This is a genomic window from Nocardia elegans NBRC 108235 (assembly GCF_001612845.1).
Classification (GTDB): Bacteria; Actinomycetota; Actinomycetes; order Mycobacteriales; family Mycobacteriaceae; genus Nocardia; species Nocardia nova.
The window spans coordinates 198,467-212,571 of record NZ_BDBF01000006.1 but is presented as its reverse complement, the minus strand read 5'-3'; the positions used below and the strand labels follow the sequence as shown (position 1 = coordinate 212,571).

Below are 14,105 nucleotides of genomic sequence, written 5' to 3'. Positions count from 1 at the left end.
AATCAGCGGGGCGCGAACCGCTGGCCGGCGTCCAGGCGCAAGCACTGACCGTTCAGCATCTGATTGTCGACGATCGCGAGCGCGAGCTTCGCGTACTCCTCCGGCCGCCCCATCCGCTTCGGGAACGCGGCATCGGCGACCAGCGGCGCGACCTGCTCGTCGGTGAACGCCGCGGTGGCGCCGGTGGCGAACAGGCTCGGCGCGATGGCCAGGACCCGGATCCCCTGCGGGCCCAAGTCGCGAGCCATCACCAGCGCCATCCCCGCGATGCCGGCCTTCGAGGCGGTGTAGGCGACCTGGCCGATCTGCCCCTCGAACGCCGCGATCGAGGAGGTGTTGATGATGACGCCGCGCTCGGAATCCTCGGGCTCGTTCTTGCTCATGTGGAACGCCTGCAGCCGGTTCAGGTTGAACGTGGCGATCAGGTTCAGATCGACGACCTGACGGAAGCTCTCGAGATCGTGTGGGCCGCTGCGGCCGAGGGTCTTCTTCACGGTGCCGCCACCCGCGGTGTTGACGGCGATGTGCAGGCTGCCCAATTCGGCCTCGGCGGCCGCGAGGGTGGCCCCGGCGCCCTCGAAATCGGTGATGTCGATGGCGTGGAAGATGCCACCGATCTCCTCGGCGACCGCCTTGCCATCGCTGGACTCCCGGTCGAGGATCGCGACCTTCGCCCCCGCCGCGGTGAGGGCCTGCGCGCTGGCCTTGCCCATACCCGAGGCGCCGCCGACGACGATCGCGTTCTTACCGTTGATCTCCATATGCGCTTCCTGTCCGCTGATTCGCCGGGCCCGGATGACGGCCGCCAGGCGGGGGGTTCCCACGAAGGTGTGTGGTGGGTCTTGCTTCGCTCACTTATAGTACTATCTTAACTATGTGACAGGGGCCACGGATCGGTGAAGTATCGAAAGCACCCCCCGTGACAAGGCTCGGTCCGGTAAGAGGCACAGATGGAGGCACCGTGATTCTGAAGGTAGGCCAGTCGCTGGCAAGTACCACCGACTCGACAGCGCTCATCGTCGTGCGCGCGCCCGCGGGCGATGTCGCGCTCACCTGCGGCGGCGCGGACATGGTGGTGGGCAAGGCGGGCGTCGGCGACGGCAGCGCCATCGACCCCGCGCACCGCGGCGGAACCTTACTCGGCAAGCGTTACGTCGACGAGGAGGCCGGGCTCGAGGTGCTGTGCACCAAGGCGGGCGACGGCTCGCTTGCGGTGGGCGAGCGGCCGCTCGAGGTCAAGCAGGCCAAACCGCTGCCGTCCTCGGACTGACCCCGCCGCGACCGCGAACTTTGGAGTATTTCGAATGAATCTGACGATGCTGCTGGACATGGCGATCGACGGTTTCGGGGACCGTGTGGTGATCGGTCGCCGCGAGGGCGGCATCACCGCCGCACGGCTCGCTGAGATGGCCGCGACAGGTGCGGCCGCGATTCGCGAATCCGGTGCGGACTCGGTGGTCTACCTGGCGGTCAACGGCCCGGCCTTCCCCGTCGCCATGTTCGCCGCGGCGCGGGCGGGGGTTCCGCTGGTGCCGGTGAACTACCGGCTCGGCGCCGAGCAACTCCAGTCGTTGCTGGCGAACCACCCGCGGGCGATCGGCATCGCCGACGACGCGCAGCTGCCGACCCTCCAGGCAGCCGGGCTGAGTGTGCTGACACCGGAACAATGGCTGGTCAGGACCGCAGAGCCCGCTTTCGCCGACGCGTCCCCGGACCTCGAGGAGACCGACGCGCCCGCGGTTGTGATCTACACCAGCGGCACCACCTCGGCGCCCAAGGGCGTGCTGCTGCGGCACGAGAACCTGACCTCCTACGTGTTCGGATCGGTCGAGTTCGCCTCCGCCGAGCCGAGCGATGCCGCGTTGATCAGTGTGCCGCCGTATCACATTGCGGCAGTGGCGAATGCGATCACCAGCCTGTATTCGGGCCGGCGCACCCTGGTGCTCGAACGGTTCACGCCCGGCCAGTGGCTGCGGCTCGCGCGCGAGGAGGAGATCACCAACGCGCTGGTCGTCCCCACGATGCTGGCCCGGATCGTCGATTCCGACGAGGACAAGGCGCTGCCGTCGCTGCGCAGCCTCGCCTACGGCGGGGCGCCGATGCCCACCTCCGTGATCGAGAAGGCGTTGCGGATGTGGCCGGAGGTCGGCTTCGTCAACGCCTACGGACTCACCGAGACCAGTTCCACCGTCGCGGTGCTCGGCCCGGAAGACCATCGGGCCGCGCTCGCCAGCGACGAGCCCGCCGTGCGCGCGCGGCTGGGATCGGTCGGCAGGGTGGTGCCCGGCGTCGATCTCGAGATCCGCGACGTCGACGACGCGGTGGTCGCGCCCGGGATCACCGGCAGCATCTGCGTGCGCGGCGAGCAGGTGTCCGCCGAGTACGCGGGTATCGGGCGTGCGGTCGACGCCCGCGGCTTCTTCAACACCCGCGATCAGGGGTACGTCGACGAGGACGGTTACCTCTACATCGGCGGGCGGATGGACGACACGATCATTCGCGGCGCGGAGAATATCGCGCCGGCGGAGATCGAGGACGTCATCCTGCGCCACCCCGCGGTGCTCGATACCGCCGTCGTCGGGGTGCCGGACGAGGAGTGGGGCCAGCGGATCGAGGCGGCCGTGGTGGTCCGCCCGGGCATGACACTGGATCCCGACGAGCTGCGCGCGCACGTGCGTAGTGTGCTGCGCGGCAGTAAAACACCCGAGCGGATCGTCTACTGGGACGAATTGCCACGTACCGAGACCGGAAAGTTGGTTCGTCGCCACGTGCTGGAGCGGATCGTCGCCGACGATGTCGCGGTCTGACACGCACCTCGGTCGACGACTGTGCCCCTTCCGAATATGGAAGGGGCACAGTTGGTTTCGGCCCGATGCTGGTGCAGTGGATCTCAGGCGAACAGGTCGACGATGGTGGTCTGGCCGGAGCCGTCGCGAAACAGTCCCTTGCCCGCCGCGCGCATATGCTCGGTCCAATGGCTCTGGGCGCCTTCGCGATCGCCCGCGGCGATCAGGCCGACGAGCTTCTCGAGTGAGCGCAGGTTGCGGTGAAAGTTCTCGGCGGGCCGGTCGGTTCGCGCCCCTTTCGTGAACGCATGCGCGTGATGGGTGTCGATGATGTCGCGGACGACCCCGGCTTGCACCGCGAGGGTTCTGTTGCCGGCGCGTTCGGTGATCAGCCGATGAAAGCGTGAGGACAGTGCCGACCACTCGGACAGGGCCGCGGCCGATTCGAGGTCACGCTCGCCGAGCCGGTGCAATTGCTCGATGCAGGCCCGCAGATCGCGGAGGTCCCGCTCGGAATGCCGCTCCGCCAGCAGGCCCGCGCACGCGGGCTCGGAGATCATCCGGGCCTCGTACACATCGGCGAGCGTGGTGCCCTGCAGTTGCAGGATCAACCCCACATAACGTGCGGCGACGCCGATGTCGGGCCCGGTGACCTGCGCGCCGCCGCGCGTGCCGCGCCTGCTGCTGATCAGCGACTCGGCCTCGAGAATACGAATGGCTTCGCGCAGCGTCGGACGAGACACGCCGAACTGCTCCATCAGTTGCGCCTCGGTCGGCAGCACATCGCCGGCGACGAGTTCGCCGTGCACGATCTTGCTCCGCAGCCGCATGGCCACCAGCTCCGCGGTCTTCGGCGCACGCACCGAAAGCCCTGGTTCGAGTTCCCGGGGCGAGGAGGCGTCGGTGGTGCTCATCCGGTTAGTCTACCTCGTTAACTTAGATAACGAGCTCAGTCGAACTTTGGGCCAACGTCTTTTACTTAGTTTACTTTCTATGTAAGGTGGAAGTGCGCCCCTCGGGTACGAGGCTCGGCCGCCGAATCGCAGCGCGGGCCCGCATCAGCTCACGATCACGGAGGTAGTACCGATGACGACGGCGGAAGAAAAGCAGAAGGACGCACCGCAGGTGTACACCTTCCGCGAAGAGGATATTCAGCGCGCGCACGACCTGGTCGGCACCTACCACGCGGTGACGCAGCGCGAGCAGTTCACCCGCGCCACACCTGATGTCATGCGCAATTTCGCGCGCAGCTACGGCGACGACAATCCGCTGTTCGTCGACGAGGAGTACGGCCTGGACACCCGCTGGGGTGGGCAGATCGCGCCGCCGATGATCAATATCGCCCTTACTCGGGATCTGCGCGCGGATCCGGTTCCGAAGGACCAGCGCCGCCCGTCTTTCCGTGGCATCCACGTTTTCGTGTCCGGCACCACCACCGACTGGTATCGCCCGGTATATGACGGCGACACTCTGTACTCCTTCCAGGGCTTCAGCGATGTGGAGCTCAAGGAGTCCGAATTCGCCGGCCGCTCCTTGATCGTCACGCGCTCGCACGTCCAGATGAATCAGCGCGCCGAGGTCGTGCAGGTGCAGAAGGTCATCACGATCCACACCGAACGTCACGAGTCGAAGAAACGCAACAAATATCAGGGAATCGAACCGGCCTCCTACACCCCCGAGGACATCTCGAAGATCGACGAGATCTATGCGGCCGAGCAGCGCCGAGGCGCGAATACCCGGTACTGGGAGGACGTTTCGGTCGGTGAAAGCCTCGGCACGATGGCCAAGGGGCCGCTGACCACCACCGATATGGTCGTCTTCCATTCCGGCGGTTACGGTTTCGCGCCCTACACACCCTCGACCGGGCGCCTGACCTACCTGAATCGCCAGCGCATCGCGCCGTTCTACATTCCCAACGAGCAGGGCATTCCCGATGTCGCACAACGCATTCACTGGGACAGCGACTACGCCCGCTCCATCGGACTGCCCGCCGCCTACGACTACGGCATGATGCGCGACTGCTGGCTCTCGCACTACCTCACAGACTGGATGGGCGACGAGGGATGGCTGGTGAGCATGTCCAGTCAGATGCGGAAGTTCAACTACCAGGGCGACACGCACACCATCACCGGTGAGGTCGTCGGCAAGCGTGTCGAGGGCGATCGCTACCTGGTCGACGTCGAATTCCGCGGCACCAGCCAGCGCGGTGAGGTCACCTGCCCGGCGACCGCCACCATCGCCCTGCCCAGCCGCGAGCACGGTCTGGTCGTCCTGCCGTCTCCGCCGAAGGAGCTCGAGGTGGTCGCCGCGCAGATGCTGGCTCGCCACGGTGAGTTGCGCGCGGCGGCTCGCGGCACCGCCAACTGACCGTTCCGCCAACCGATTCCAGCCGTGATGCTGGATCCTGAACGAACTCGCCGGGGTGTGTACATGTCCACCCCGGCGAGTTCTTTCCAAGTGTCGAAGCAGATCGACGACATGGTGATCGGTCCGCGTTCTCGACGGCGCGCGGCCGTGGCCGTGTCAGTCGAGGATGTCGCGGACCTGGACGTTTTCGCGGCCCTCCATCAGCGACAGTCGCGCGTTGACCATGTGCTTCTGCCAGTGCGCGAAGGCGCCGTCCGCGTCGCGGGCGCGCAGTAGTTTGATCAGTCGCCGGCAGGAGCGGATCTCGAGTTTGTAGGAGGCCTCGTAGCGCTCCTTGTCGGCGCGCGTCTCCAGCAGCACCGCACCGGTGTGGCGTTCGGTGATCTCGTGCAGCATGCCGGCGATGATGGCCAAAGTCGCATTGCCCGACAACTGCACCATCCGCAGGTGGAACGCCGACGTGCCGGCCGCGAGGTTGTCCGAGGCGAAGGCCGCGGGGATCTCTTCGTCGACGATCCGCTCGAGCTCGTCGAAATCTTCCTCGGTCCCCTCGGTCGCGAGGATGCGGGCGGCATCGGGCTCGATGGCCTCCCGGGCGACGAACACATCGGCGACCGTCGCCCCCGAGAGTTCGAGCAGCAGCGACGCCGGTCGCGCCACGATTTCGGGACCGGGGACACACACGCGGGCCCCGGAGCGCGAGCCGCGGCGCACCTCGACGAGGCGCTCGGATTCCAGGACGCGGACGGCTTCGCGCAGAGTGGGCCGGCTGACGGAGTAATGCTCCATCAGTTCGGCCTCGTGCGGCAGGTGGTCGCCGTCCTTCAGGTTGCCGTCGATGATCATGCGGCGAAGGTTGTGTGCGACGAGCTGGGCGGTCTTTGGCGTCCGGATCGGGCGAGACGCGGCGGCGTTGCGCGCGTCGAAGATCGGTGCGAGGGCCCTGTCAGCCACGTATTCCTCCCGGTAGATCGTTTTCGTCGGCCAAGTGAACCATCTGGTTCCAGTCCTGCCCGGCCGCGCCGACAGCTTCCCGCGACCGCTGGAAAACGGACTTCCCTTGAGCGTCGCTATGTATCGTACTAGGTTTAATAAGTTTCGCCGACCAGCGTGTCGTCGAGGTCATGAGCGAGTCGAAGGGCGGGTAGGTGTGGTCCGGCCGGGGCGGCAGAGTGAAGGCGTCCCGAAATTCCCCATCGTGAGCGGGATGCAGGTGTTCGGGTGTCGACAGGTCAGCTCACGATGCCGCGCGCTCGCAGATCGGCGATCTTTTCCGTGTCGTACCCGATCTCGGTGAGCACCGCGTCGGTGTGCTCGCCGGTCAGGCAGCCGCCGTCTGCCTTGGTGCGCGAGCGCGAGAACGTCGTGGCCGGACTGAGCCGGCGATGCACATCGAAGGTCGGGTGCACGGCCGTCACGCCGTAGCCGGCGTCGAAGAATTCGTCGCTCTGCAGCGTTTTTTCCGCGACCTGCTCGGCGACCGCCACGCAGCCCACATCCGCCGCGCCGAGTTCCTTCTCCCACAACGCTTTCGCGCGGGTGGCGAAGACCCGTGCCAGCTGTTCGGCGAGTGCGTCGTCGTTGTCGATGCGAGCCCGCGCGGTAGCGAAGCGGGGGTCGTCGGCCAATCGGAGTTGGGGTCCGAGTGCGGCGGTCAGGTCCGCCCATTCGTGTTCGAGCGGAGCGGCCAGGAAGATCCAGCCGTCCTCGGCCCGATAGAGCCGGTAAAGGGCGCTGTAGCCGTACATCTCGGGGTCGGGACGCAGCAGTTCGGGCCGGCCCGGGTAGTCGACGTTGCGGTCCACCAGCGCGTGGGTTCCGGTGGCGATCATGGTGGTGGTCAGCGTGCCCAGCGGCCGGCCCCTGCGACGGGCGAGCAGGCCGAGCAGCATCGCCGACGCCGCCCCGAGCGCCGCGATCCCGTCCGCCTGCACCGACAGGTTGGCGGCGGCGGCATAGAGCCGGATCACCGTGGCCTTGACCTCGTCGAGTTTGTCGACCCGCGCGGCGACGTCGGGTGCATCGGTCAGTCCGAGGCCGGTAGCCGCGCCGATGGACGGGGCATAGGCGGGTTTGGCGCCATACGGTCCGTCGATGCCGTATCCCGGTGCGCACAAATAGACGAGCTTCGGGTTGAGCGCGGTCAGGGTGGCGGCGTCGACTCCGGCGCGTTCGGCCGCACCCGCCCGATAGGTCTGCAACACCACATCGGCCCGCTCGGCGAGCCGGTGCACGATTGCCAGGCCCTCGGGTGAATGCATATCGAGCGCGATGGATTCCTTGCCCTGCATCACCTTCGCGCCCCCGGCCTCGGGGAACGGCACGAGGCCGCGAATGGTGTCGCCCGCAAGAGGTTCCACCTTGATCACGCGGGCACCGAGATCGGCGAGCAGAGTAGCGGCGTAGGGACCCGCGAACATGGAGCCGAGTTCGAGAATTGTGATGCCCGCCAGCGGAAGCTCGGCGGGGGAGTCGTCGAATGTCGTTCGCGCGGAGGGATTTCGGTTCGCGCGTTGCCGCAGTGCTTCGGTGTCGGCCCCCAGTCGCGGCGCTGGCCGTGGCGGTGTCAACGCCGCGCCGTCGACGTGAACGAGCGTGGAGGGCTGGCGCACCTCACCGAGATCCGGATCGGTGATCGTCACGACCCGCCCGTCGTGCACCAGCTGCGGGTGCCGCAGCGCATCAGCCGGGGTGCGGAAGACCTCCGCGCTGAGGTCGGGATTGGTGTCGAAGACCCGCTGCCATTCGGCGAGGGTGCGCGCGGAGGCCCGCTCCAGCATGATCTCCCACAGCTCGGTCCGCAGGGCGACGTCGTCGAGCTGCGGGACGGCGGCCCACTTCGGATCGGTGAACATCCAGGTGAGGTCGAGCTCCTTCATCAGCGCCAGGAACAGTCGCGGCTCGGTCTGCGCGAACTGGATGAAGTGTCCGTCCTTCGTCGGCGTCACCAGCAGCGGATAGATCAGGTGCCCGTTGGGATTTCCGTCGTCGTCGAACGCCGACACCGGGATAAAGGCATCGGGCCATCGGTTCACCACCAGTTCGGAGAACCACTGCCAGGTGTCCATCGTGGCGATTCCGCGGACCAGGTCGGCCTCGACGTGTTGTCCGGTCCCGCTGTCCTCGCGTTCGAGCAGTGCGGCGAGGATGCCGTGCACCGCGGTCTGCGCGGCGCCCCAGGAAGCGAACGGTGTGGGCACGAACGACGGACCGGGACGGGCCGTGGTCTGGCGTTTGCCGTACATGATGCCGAGCTTCGCCATCACCAGGGCCTCATAGCCCTTGAGATCTTTGAACGGCCCGGTCGAACCCCATCCGGTGATCGCGGCGCTGACCAGCCAGGGGTTCAGTGCGCCCACGGTCGCTGGGTCGAGACCGAGCCGGGCGGCGGCCGCGGGCCGCATGGTGGTCACCAGGACGTCGGCGGTGCGCAGCAGTCCCCGCAGGGTCTCGGCGTCGGTCTCGTCGTGGAGATCGAGGATGATGCTCTTCTTGCCGCGCCCCAGCGCGGGCCAGCCGGGTAGGGCTCGCAGCCGGCTGCCGGAGGGCGGTTCGACGAAGATCACTTCGGCTCCGGCGTCGGCCAGGAACATCGTTGCCTGCGCGCCGGGCAGCGTGGTCGACAGATCGATCACCGTGAGACGGTCGAGGGGGCCGGCGGGGATCTGGTTGCGGGGCTTCGAGTCGACAGTCACTGGCGATCCTCCGGATCAAGGGTGAGTTTCCGATCGGCCGCGCGAAGAATGGTGTGAGCCCGAACACTGTGCCGATCGCATGTGAGCTGCATCTCACAGTAACGTCGAGCTTACATAGTGCACAAGGTTCAATTTCTAGACCGGTCAGACGTCCGGGTTGCGCTACGTTCCCCATCAGAGATGAATCTGATAGATTACTATGTGAGATAGGTGACCTCATGGTCTCGCCTTCCCGGCGCCGAGGTTCCCGTATGGTTCCGCGCCTCGGGTTCGGTGGCCGGCGGCAACCAGAATGGAGTGTTGATGTGTCCAACGGTTTGAGGGATGTCGCGATCGTCGGGGTGGGGGCGACCCCGTACTACAAGCGCGGCGGATCCGCGCCGCAGACCAATCTGGAGTTGGCGGGCAAGGCAATCCTGGCGGCCTGCGAGGATGCCGGGATTTCGGTCAAGGAAGTCGATGGCTTCGCCTACTATTCCGGCGCCGGCGCCGGGTACGGCGACAAGATGGACACCGCCGATTTCATGGAAACTCTCGGCATTCCGGAGGTCACCTTCACCGCCTCGCTCACCTCCGGGGGTGGCGGTGCGGCCGGGTCGATCGGGCTTGCCCGCGCGGCCATCGTCGCCGGTGACGCCACCACCGTGGTCACGGTGATGACGCTGCAACAGCAGAAGCAGCGCCTCGGCTCGGTATTCGCCGCCAGCGCTCCGGATCCGATCAACTCCTTCCTGCAGCCGTCGGGTCTGTCGGGTCCGGGCCATCTGATGTCGGTGCTGGCGCGCCGGCACATGCATCTGTACGGCACCCGTCGCGAGGCGTTCGCCGAGATCGCGATCTCCACTCGGGAGAATGCGCTCAACCGCCCCAAGGCGATTCAGAAGAAGCCGTTGACCAAGGAGGAGTACTTCAACGGCCGCATGATCGCGGATCCGTTGTGTCTCTACGATTTCTGCCTCGAGACCGAGGGGGCCGTCGCGGTCGTCACCACCAGTGCCGAGCGGGCCAAGGATCTGCGGCAGAAGCCGGTGCCGGTCGTCGCGGTCGCGCACGGCGGCCGCCGCGAGTGGGGGCGCGCGTTCGCCTGGTACGGGATGCCCGACGAGTACTTCGCTTCCTCGGGTAACGCACCGATCGCCAAGCGACTTTACGAGCAATCGGGACTCAGTGCCACCGATATCGATGTGGCGCTGCTGTACGACCATTTCACGCCGATGGTGCTGATGCAGCTCGAGGACTACGGGTTCTGTGGCAAGGGTGAGGGCGGTGCGTTCGTCGAGAGCGGCGCCATCCGATACAAGGGCGGCTCTATCCCGGTCAATACTCACGGCGGCCAGTTGTCGGAGGCCTACATCATCGGGATGACTCACATCAAGGAGGCGGTGGAGCAGATGCGAGGTACCGCGATCAATCAGGTGAAAGATGCCGAATTCGCGCTCGCCACAGGCGGTCCCGCGTCGTTGCCGGTCAGCGGCCTGATTCTCGGGAGTGCGGCATGAGTGACCTCCGTGCGACCACACTGCCCGCCGAGGCCGTGCACATCACCACCAACAGCGATACCGAGCCGTTCTGGCAGCATGCCAAGGAGGGCGAACTCGTTGCGCTGCAATGCGGTTCGTGCGGGCACTTCCGGATGCCGCCGACGCCGTTCTGTCCGGAGTGCCAGTCCACCGAGAAGAACTGGAAACAACTGTCGGGTCGCGGCAGCGTCTACAGCTACGCCGTCATCCACGGCTTCCCCGGAATTCCCGATATCACTCTCGTCGGAGCGGTGATCTCGCTCGAGGGTGCGGGGGATGCCCGGCTGGTGACCAATGTCGTCGATGTCGATCCGGGAGAGGTGCAGATCGGGATGGAGGTCGAGGTGACTTTCTCGCCGATTTCCGATGGCTGGCAGTTGCCGGTGTTCCGTCCGGTTCAGGGGTGAGAATCCGGCCGCTCTGAGACATCGAATATCAAGTACCGCAACGCGGGTCACGGTTTTCCGGGCCCGCGTTGCGGCGTTTCCGGGGTTGACAACGCGCAGCGAACGCAGAATCATATTCTCAGAATGGCGTTCTGAAACGCGACCCCGCCGGACGTGCTCGATCGTCCCGGTTCGAAAGGGCATCTCCATGCACCCGTCCGACGCGGCCTCTCGGGTCGATGACCAGACTTTCGTCGACCAGCTCGCGGAACGTGCCACCGCGGCGGCGGCTCGGATCGGAGCCGCCGTGTCGGGCGTGCGGCCGTTGACAGGCGGTACATCGAGCCTGACCTTCGTCGCCGACCTCACCGCGGCCGGGGCGACGCTGCCGGTGGTGCTCAAAGTCGCGCCGCCCGGGCTGGATCCGGTCCGCAACCGGGACGTGCTGCGGCAGAGCCGGGTGATGGCCGCTCTGGCGCAGGCGCCGAGCGTGCGGGTGCCCGCGGTGCTGTTCGACGACGAAGGGCGGCCGCCGCAGATTCCGCCGTTCGTAGCCATGGATCTGGTGGCGGGCGAATGTGTGGAACCGCTGCTCGAGGATGGGCGCGACGCCGAAGCGGCGCGCCGGGTCAGGGCCCGCTATCTCGACGCCGCGCGCATGCTCGGTCACCTGCACCGTGTGGAGCCGGCCGATATCGGCCTCGGCGACGAGCCCGCAGTCGGTCTCGATGCCGAGATCGACCGGTGGACAAGGGCTTTCGAGACGGTGCCGGAGGATCTGCGGGGCAACTACCGCGCTTGCGCGCGTGCGTTGCGCGAAACCATGCCGGAGCAGGCCGGGCCGGTGGTGAACCACGGCGACTACCGGCTGGGCAACACCCTGTGCGACGGCGACAAGGTCACCGCGATCATCGATTGGGAGATCTGGTCGGTCGGTGATCCGCGAGTGGACCTGAGCTGGCTGACCTACTTCACCGACGAAGCGGGCCATCCGGCCGCGCCCAGCGCGCAACCGTGCGGTACGCCGACCATCGCCGAGGTGGTCCGGGAATACGAGCAGGCATGGGGACGGCCGGTGACCGACCTGGTCTGGTTCGACGCGCTGACCCGGTACAAGGAGGCCGCGGCTACGGCGCTGCTGATCAAACGGGCCCGCAAGGCCGGTGCCGTGCCGCCGGCGTTCCAGCGGATGGAACCAGGGCTGGCGGGCATGGTGGACGAGGCGATGGCCTTGATCGGGCATTGAGGTTCGCTGTCGAACAGCCGACTACCTTCTGAGACAAAGGATCAGAGCATATGTGGGATTTCCGGACCGAGCCGGACTTTCAGGCGAAGCTGGACTGGATGGACGCGTTCGTGCGGGAGGAGTGCGAGCCGCTCGATTTGCTCTTCCCTCATATCGGCCAGCCGTACAACACCGAGAACGCGGCGGCCCGCGCGATCGTGAAGCCGCTGCAGGACCGAGTGCGCGAGCAGGGTCTGTGGGCGTGCCACCTCGGCCCCGAACTCGGTGGCCAGGGTTACGGGCAGCTCAAACTCGCCCTGATGAACGAGATCATCGGCCGATCCATGTGGGCGCCAACCATTTTCGGTACCGCGGCCCCCGATACCGGGAACGCCGAAATTCTCGCCGTGTTCGGCACCGCGGAACAGAAGTCACGATATCTGCAGCCGCTGCTCGACGGCGATATCGTCTCCTGCTTCTCGATGACCGAACCGCAGGCGGGCGCCGACCCGAAGGAGTTCGTCTGCGCCGCACGCCGTGACGGTGACGAGTGGGTCATCAGTGGGGAGAAATGGTTCTCCTCCAACGCGCGCTACGCGGCCTTCTTCATCGTCATGGCCGTCACCGACCCGGATGCGTCGCCGTATCGCCGGATGTCGATGTTCGTCGTGCCCGCCGAAACACCGGGCGTTGAGATCATCCGCAATGTGGTGGTGATGCCGGACCGGGAGGAACTCGACGAGGGCACCCACGGCTACATCCGCTACCACGACGTGCGGGTCCCCGCCGATGCGATTCTCGGCGGTCCCGGCCTGGGTTTCGAAGTGGCGCAGGCACGCCTGGGCGGCGGCCGCGTTCATCACGCGATGCGCACGGTCGGCAAATGCCGGCGCGCATTCGACATGATGGCCGAGCGGGTCCTCTCGCGACGCACCCAGGGTGAACTGCTGGCCGACAAGCAGATGGTGCAGCAGTTCATCGCGGATTCGTGGATCGAATTGGCCCAGTTCCGGCTGTTGGTGATGCAGACCGCGTGGATCATCGACAACGAGCCGCACGGTGCGGCCCGCACCAATATCGCGATGTGCAAGGTGGCGATGGCGAAGGTCTTCGGTGACATCATCGGCCGGGCCGTGCAGATCCACGGGTCTCTTGGTGTCACCACCGAATTGCCGCTCTACGAGTGGTGGACCAGTGTTCCATCGCTGGCGCTGGCAGACGGGCCGACGGAGGTGCACAAGGTGACCGTCGCCAAGCAGGTGCTCAAAGGCTACGGGCCGGCCGCGGGACTGTTTCCCTCCGAACATATTCCGACACGTCGCGCCGCGGCCCGCGCACGATACGCCGACATTCTGAAGGAGTACGGCCTCGCATGAATGATCTGTTTTCACTCGCTGGAAAGGTCGCCCTCGTCACCGGCGGCAGCCGTGGTCTCGGCAGGCAGATGGTGCTGGCCTTCGCTGCGGCCGGAGCCGATGTCGTGATCACCAGCCGAAAGACCGAAGCGTGTGAGGAGGCGGCGAAAGAGGTTGCGGCACTGGGGCGTCGAGCGCTCGCGGTCGGATGTCACGTCGGCAAGTGGGACCGGATCGATGCGTTGGTCGAGGCCGCCTACGCCGAGTTCGGCAGGGTCGACGTGCTGGTCAACAATGCCGGGATGTCGCCGCTGGCACCGTCGTCCGCGCAGACGAGCGAGGAACTTTTCGACAAGATCGTCGATGTGAACTTCAAAGGTCCGTTCCGGCTGTGCGCCCTGGTGGGGGAGCGGATGGCGGCGGGCGAGGGTGGTTCGATCATCAACGTGTCCTCCTCCGGCGCGCTCATGCCGCAGCCGCGATTCGGCCCGTACTCCGGAGCCAAGGCCGGACTGAACGCGCTGACCCAGGTCTTCGCGCGCGAGTACGCCCCGAAGGTCAGGGTCAACACCATCTCGGCGGGCCCGTTTCTCACCGACATCTCCAAGGCTTGGCCCGAAGAGGTGCGGCGGACCACTCCCAGCGCGGCGGGCCGGCCGGGTGACCCCTCCGAGATCGTGACCACCGCATTGTATTTGGCGAGCCCAGCATCCAGTTACACTACGGCGTCACTGATCCGGGTGGACGGCGGCTTGTACTGAGTTCGGCGGG

12 protein-coding genes are annotated in these 14,105 nt (G+C 66.6%); 8 read left to right on the top strand and 4 right to left on the bottom strand.

Annotated features, from left to right (window positions below; translation table 11 throughout):
* Window positions 1-2 precede the first annotated feature (2 nt).
* Complete coding sequence (locus tag NE2_RS05710; RefSeq protein ID WP_063024642.1) at window positions 3-761, bottom strand: SDR family NAD(P)-dependent oxidoreductase; 759 nt, start codon at window positions 759-761, stop codon at window positions 3-5.
* 200 nt (window positions 762-961) lie between these two features.
* On the opposite strand from NE2_RS05710, the gene NE2_RS05705 reads away from it, so the two are divergent.
* Together NE2_RS05705 and NE2_RS05700 are read left to right on the top strand one after the other, a co-directional pair.
* A complete protein-coding gene (locus NE2_RS05705; RefSeq protein ID WP_063024481.1) occupies window positions 962-1,270 on the top strand; it encodes a hypothetical protein in 309 nt (102 codons plus the stop codon).
* Window positions 1,271-1,304: 34 nt separating this feature from the next.
* Window positions 1,305-2,807, top strand: a complete 1,503-nt coding sequence (locus NE2_RS05700) for a class I adenylate-forming enzyme family protein (RefSeq protein WP_063024479.1) — start codon at window positions 1,305-1,307, stop codon at window positions 2,805-2,807.
* 83 nt (window positions 2,808-2,890) lie between these two features.
* On the opposite strand, the gene NE2_RS05695 is transcribed toward NE2_RS05700, so the two are convergent.
* On the bottom strand, window positions 2,891-3,700 hold the full coding sequence (locus NE2_RS05695; protein WP_063024477.1) for a FadR/GntR family transcriptional regulator: 810 nt from the start codon (window positions 3,698-3,700) through the stop codon (window positions 2,891-2,893).
* Between the two features lie 172 nt (window positions 3,701-3,872).
* Here NE2_RS05695 and NE2_RS05690 point away from each other — a divergent pair, with 172 nt between their 5' ends.
* The gene (locus NE2_RS05690) at window positions 3,873-5,153 is read left to right on the top strand and encodes an FAS1-like dehydratase domain-containing protein (RefSeq protein WP_063024475.1); all 1,281 of its coding nucleotides are present in this window, start codon (window positions 3,873-3,875) and stop codon (window positions 5,151-5,153) included.
* Between the two features lie 156 nt (window positions 5,154-5,309).
* Here NE2_RS05690 and NE2_RS05685 read toward each other — a convergent pair whose 3' ends face one another.
* Together NE2_RS05685 and NE2_RS05680 are read right to left on the bottom strand one after the other, a co-directional pair.
* On the bottom strand, window positions 5,310-6,107 hold the full coding sequence (locus NE2_RS05685; protein WP_063024473.1) for a FadR/GntR family transcriptional regulator: 798 nt from the start codon (window positions 6,105-6,107) through the stop codon (window positions 5,310-5,312).
* Between the two features lie 278 nt (window positions 6,108-6,385).
* Window positions 6,386-8,848, bottom strand: a complete 2,463-nt coding sequence (locus NE2_RS05680; protein ID WP_084493825.1) for a CaiB/BaiF CoA transferase family protein — start codon at window positions 8,846-8,848, stop codon at window positions 6,386-6,388.
* A 305-nt stretch (window positions 8,849-9,153) separates the two neighbouring features.
* Here NE2_RS05680 and NE2_RS05675 point away from each other — a divergent pair, with 305 nt between their 5' ends.
* The 5 genes from NE2_RS05675 to NE2_RS05655 all read left to right on the top strand — a co-directional run bounded on the left by NE2_RS05675 (window position 9,154) and on the right by NE2_RS05655 (window position 14,095).
* Window positions 9,154-10,347: a thiolase C-terminal domain-containing protein gene (locus tag NE2_RS05675; RefSeq protein ID WP_373862222.1), complete on the top strand. Its 1,194-nt coding sequence runs from the start codon at window positions 9,154-9,156 to the stop codon at window positions 10,345-10,347.
* Window positions 10,344-10,775: a Zn-ribbon domain-containing OB-fold protein gene (locus NE2_RS05670; RefSeq protein WP_063024469.1), complete on the top strand. Its 432-nt coding sequence runs from the start codon at window positions 10,344-10,346 to the stop codon at window positions 10,773-10,775. Before NE2_RS05675 ends, NE2_RS05670 begins: the two co-directional genes overlap by 4 nt.
* Window positions 10,776-10,962: 187 nt before the next feature.
* Window positions 10,963-12,000 carry a phosphotransferase family protein gene (locus tag NE2_RS05665; RefSeq protein ID WP_063024467.1) on the top strand — a complete coding sequence of 346 codons (1,038 nt, stop codon included), beginning with the start codon at window positions 10,963-10,965 and terminating at the stop codon, window positions 11,998-12,000.
* Window positions 12,001-12,050: 50 nt separating this feature from the next.
* Complete coding sequence (locus NE2_RS05660) at window positions 12,051-13,355, top strand: acyl-CoA dehydrogenase family protein (RefSeq protein ID WP_063024465.1); 1,305 nt, start codon at window positions 12,051-12,053, stop codon at window positions 13,353-13,355.
* Window positions 13,352-14,095, top strand: a complete 744-nt coding sequence (locus NE2_RS05655; RefSeq protein ID WP_063024463.1) for an SDR family NAD(P)-dependent oxidoreductase — start codon at window positions 13,352-13,354, stop codon at window positions 14,093-14,095. The genes NE2_RS05660 and NE2_RS05655 overlap by 4 nt, the downstream gene beginning before the upstream one ends.
* The last annotated feature ends 10 nt before the right edge of the window (window positions 14,096-14,105 follow it).

Bases quoted from the DNA above. Each gene is read 5' to 3' on its own strand.
- NE2_RS05710 (WP_063024642.1), bottom strand. From the start codon at position 761: ATGGAGATCAACGGTAAGAACGCGATCGTCGTCGGCGGCGCCTCGGGT.
- NE2_RS05700 (WP_063024479.1), top strand. From the start codon at position 1,305: ATGAATCTGACGATGCTGCTGGACATGGCGATCGACGGTTTCGGGGAC.
- NE2_RS05695 (WP_063024477.1), bottom strand. From the start codon at position 3,700: ATGAGCACCACCGACGCCTCCTCGCCCCGGGAACTCGAACCAGGGCTT.
- NE2_RS05690 (WP_063024475.1), top strand. From the start codon at position 3,873: ATGACGACGGCGGAAGAAAAGCAGAAGGACGCACCGCAGGTGTACACC.
- NE2_RS05670 (WP_063024469.1), top strand. From the start codon at position 10,344: ATGAGTGACCTCCGTGCGACCACACTGCCCGCCGAGGCCGTGCACATC.
- NE2_RS05665 (WP_063024467.1), top strand. From the start codon at position 10,963: ATGCACCCGTCCGACGCGGCCTCTCGGGTCGATGACCAGACTTTCGTC.
- NE2_RS05660 (WP_063024465.1), top strand. From the start codon at position 12,051: ATGTGGGATTTCCGGACCGAGCCGGACTTTCAGGCGAAGCTGGACTGG.
- NE2_RS05655 (WP_063024463.1), top strand. From the start codon at position 13,352: ATGAATGATCTGTTTTCACTCGCTGGAAAGGTCGCCCTCGTCACCGGC.